The sequence below is a fragment of the Alcanivorax sp. HI0083 genome (assembly GCF_001635175.1).
Window position 1 is genome coordinate 1 of record NZ_LWFX01001328.1, and the last position, 3,725, is coordinate 3,725.

Genomic DNA, 3,725 nt, shown 5'->3' on the forward strand with positions numbered 1-3,725 from the left:
GGGCGGGTGGGGCGCTCCAGTGGCTCATTTTCCCTCTTGGGCCGTGTGGTGCGGGAACGAACGTCCATATGGAATGCCTGACCGCCGGGTATTTGGCAGGATTGGCTGCTTGAAAAGTGCCCAGATATGCTTAAAATACGCCCCCTTGCTGGATTTTTGGCCCGACGTTATGCGGGCCTGCGTGGATAAACGTCCACAGCCAGCCAGAATTCATTCCGTTTCAGTCAGTTGCGTGCGCCGGCCAAGTGCGGCTGGGGTTGTTGTGCCCGTTGTGGTGGCATACAATGCGCGCCTGTTTACTGAGGCGGTGAGGCTACTCGCCTCGTTTTCGATCACAGATTGGAGGTTCACGACATTAAGCGTGGAGGCAAAGGCCGCGAGCAGCGCGCCAATACAAATCAGCAAATCCAGGCAACCGAAGTTCGGTTGATTGATGTGGACGGTGAGCAGGTCGGTATCGTCAGCCTGCAGGATGCCTTGGAAAAGGCCACCGCTAAACAGCTGGATCTGGTGGAAATCTCCCCTGGTGCAGAACCGCCGGTTTGCCGAATCATGGATTACGGCAAGCATCTGTTCGAGGCAAAACAGAAGGCCAAAGAGGGGCGTAAGAAACAACGCCAGACTCAGGTCAAGGAAATCAAATTCCGTCCCGGCACCGACATTGGCGACTATGAGGTGAAACTGCGTAACCTCATCCGTTTCCTCGAGGCCGGAGACAAAGCGAAAATCACCGTCCGTTTCCGCGGTCGGGAGATGGCTCACCAGGAACTGGGCCGGGAACTTCTCGCACGTATCGAGAAGGATCTGGAAGAATACGGTTCTGTTGAGCAACGTCCGAACATGGAAGGGCGCCAGATGATCATGGTGCTCGGCCCGGGCAAAAAGAAGAAACAGTCCTGATCGGCTGTTTAATTAATTCATCAACTTGAGAAGGTACCATGCCTAAAATCAAGACAAATCGTGGGGCTGCCAAGCGTTTCAAAAAAACCGCCTCCGGTTTCAAGCGCAAGCAGGCATTCAAAAACCACATTCTGACCAAAAAGTCTTCCAAGACTATTCGTAAACTGCGTCCGAAGCAGGAAGTCCACGAGAATGATGTGGCTCTTGTTAAACGCATGATGCCCTACGCATAACTTTTACGGATCTGGAGACTAAAAAATGGCACGAGTAAAACGTGGTGTGCAGGCCCGTCGTCGGCACAAGAAGATTCTCAAGCAAGCTAAAGGCTACTACGGTGCCCGCAGCCGTGTATTCCGTGTAGCGGTACAGGCCGTTACCAAAGCTGGTCAGTACGCTTACCGCGACCGTAAGGTTCGCAAGCGTCAGTTCCGTCGTCTGTGGATTGTTCGTATCAACGCCGCTGCGCGTTTGAACGGCCTGTCTTACAGCCGTCTGATCAATGGGCTGAAGAAAGCGTCCATCGACATTGACCGTAAAGTACTGGCGGACATCGCTGTCCGTGATCAGGCAACCTTTAGCGCTTTGGCCGAAAAAGCCAAAGCGAGTCTCACCGCCTGATCGACTGTTACGCAGCTGCGTAGTAGTGCATTCAACGGGGGAAGAGTTCGCGCTCTTCCCCCGTTTTTGTTGGTAAAAGAGACGCAACAAGCAACACGCTTTGTGCAACACGGGAAAGGGGTGCACGAAGCGCGTTGCGTGTAGCAGAGGAATTGAAATGGAAAATCTCAATGCCCTGGTTGACGCTGCCTTGGCAGAGGTCGAGCAGGCTGGCGACATTCGGGCGCTGGACGATGTGCGGGTGAAGTACCTGGGCAAAAAGGGTGAAATCAGTGCCTTGATGAAGGGGTTGGGCAAACTGAGCGCAGAAGAGCGCCCGCAGGCCGGCGCCGTCATCAATGAAGGCAAGCAGAAGGTTCAGGACGCTATTGCCGGGCGCAAAAGTGCCATGGAAGAGGCGGCCCTGAATGAGCAGCTGGCCAGCGAGACCGTTGATGTGACGTTGCCGGGCAGAGGCGAGTTGCCGGGCGGGTTGCACCCGGTGAACCGTATGCGTCGCCGCATTGAGGATTTCTTTTTGCGTCTGGGGTTTGATATTTCCGAAGGCCCGGAAGTGGAGGATGACTTCCACAATTTCGAGGCCTTGAATATCCCCGGCCACCACCCGGCACGGGCCATGCACGATACCTTCTATTTCGGTGATGGGCGCCTGCTGCGCACCCATACTTCACCGGTACAGGTACGGGTGATGGAACAGGGCAAACCGCCGTTCCGGATTATTGCGCCGGGCCGTGTGTATCGCTGTGATTCAGATTTGACCCACACTCCCATGTTCCACCAGGTGGAAGGCCTGTTGGTGGACAAGGGCATTACCTTCGCCGATCTGCGTGGCACCGTGGCGGAATTCCTGCGCTTCACCTTTGAAGTGGAAGACTTGCCGGTCCGTTTTCGCCCCAGCTATTTCCCGTTCACCGAGCCCAGCGCGGAAGTGGATGTGGGCTGCGTGAGTTGTGGTGGCGATGGCTGCCGGGTGTGCTCGCACACCGGCTGGATCGAAATCATGGGCTGCGGCATGGTGCACCCGAAGGTGTTGGAAGCGGGCGGCGTTGATGCGGAAGAGTACAGCGGCTTTGCCTTTGGTATGGGGATCGAGCGTATCACCATGCTCCGTTATGGCGTGAACGACTTGCGGTTGTTTTTCGAAAACGACACCCGCTTTTTGTCCCAGTTCAGCTAACGTCTCCCGCGAACAAGTTAAAGGAATCACGACATGCGTTTTAACGAAGCCTGGTTGCGGGAGTGGGTCAACCCCGCCGTGGATACCGACACCCTGGTCCAGCAATTGACCATGGCCGGCCTGGAAGTGGACGCGGTGGAACCGGCCGCACCGGATTTTAGCGGCGTGGTGGTCGGGCAGGTGGAAAGCTGCGAACCGCACCCGGATGCCGACAAACTCAGTGTCTGTCAGGTGACCAATGGCACCGACACGGTGCAGGTGGTGTGTGGTGCGGCCAATGTGCGTGTGGGCCTGAAGATGCCCTTCGCCCAGGTCGGCGCGGTGCTGCCCGGTGACTTCAAGATCAAGAAAGCCAAGCTGCGCGGCCAGGAATCCAATGGCATGCTGTGCGGCGCGTCGGAACTGGGCCTGGAAGACCTGATCGATGGTCTCATGGAGCTGCCGGAAGACGCCCCCGTGGGCACCGATTTTCGCGACTACCTGAGGCTCGACGACACCGTTATCGAAGTGGATCTGACTCCTAACCGGGCTGATTGCCTGAGCCTGCGCGGTATCGCCCGGGAAGTGGGCGTGATGAACCAGAGCCCGCTCACCGAGGCGGCCATCAGCAAGGTGGCGCCGGCCATTGATGATGCATTGACCGTAACGCTAGCGGATAACGCCGGCTGCCCCCGCTACCTGGGCCGGGTCATCAAGGGCGTGGATGTCAACGCTGCCACCCCGCTGTGGATGGTGGAGCGCCTGCGCCGTGCGGGTCTGCGCACCATCGACCCCATCGTCGATGTAACCAACTATGTGTTGGTGGAACTGGGGCAGCCGTTACATGCGTTCGATCTGGCCAAGCTCAGCGGTGGTATCACCGTGCGCAAGGCCAAAGCGGATGAGACGCTTACTACCCTGGACGACCAAGAGCTGACCCTACGGGACGATACCCTGGTAATTGCTGACGACAGCGCGGCACTGGCTCTCGCTGGGGTCATGGGCGGCAAACCGTCATCCGTGACCACGGATACCCAGGATATTTTCCTGG

5 protein-coding genes are annotated in these 3,725 nt (G+C 57.4%); all 5 read left to right on the plus strand.

Going from position 1 to position 3,725, the window contains the following annotated elements:
- Positions 1-354 precede the first annotated feature (354 nt).
- A complete protein-coding gene (gene infC, locus A3754_RS19780) occupies positions 355-900 on the plus strand; it encodes a translation initiation factor IF-3 (RefSeq protein WP_369817633.1) in 546 nt (181 codons plus the stop codon).
- 38 nt (positions 901-938) lie between these two features.
- Positions 939-1,133 carry a 50S ribosomal protein L35 gene (gene rpmI, locus A3754_RS19785; RefSeq protein WP_007149690.1) on the plus strand — a complete coding sequence of 65 codons (195 nt, stop codon included), beginning with the start codon at positions 939-941 and terminating at the stop codon, positions 1,131-1,133.
- A 25-nt stretch (positions 1,134-1,158) separates the two neighbouring features.
- Positions 1,159-1,518 carry a 50S ribosomal protein L20 gene (gene rplT, locus A3754_RS19790; RefSeq protein ID WP_007151143.1) on the plus strand — a complete coding sequence of 120 codons (360 nt, stop codon included), beginning with the start codon at positions 1,159-1,161 and terminating at the stop codon, positions 1,516-1,518.
- Positions 1,519-1,675: 157 nt separating this feature from the next.
- Positions 1,676-2,695 carry a phenylalanine--tRNA ligase subunit alpha gene (gene pheS / locus A3754_RS19795; protein WP_063521063.1) on the plus strand — a complete coding sequence of 340 codons (1,020 nt, stop codon included), beginning with the start codon at positions 1,676-1,678 and terminating at the stop codon, positions 2,693-2,695.
- A gap of 33 nt (positions 2,696-2,728) precedes the next feature.
- Positions 2,729-3,725: phenylalanine--tRNA ligase subunit beta (gene pheT, locus A3754_RS19800; RefSeq protein ID WP_063521064.1), on the plus strand; the 997-nt coding region annotated here is incomplete at its 3' end.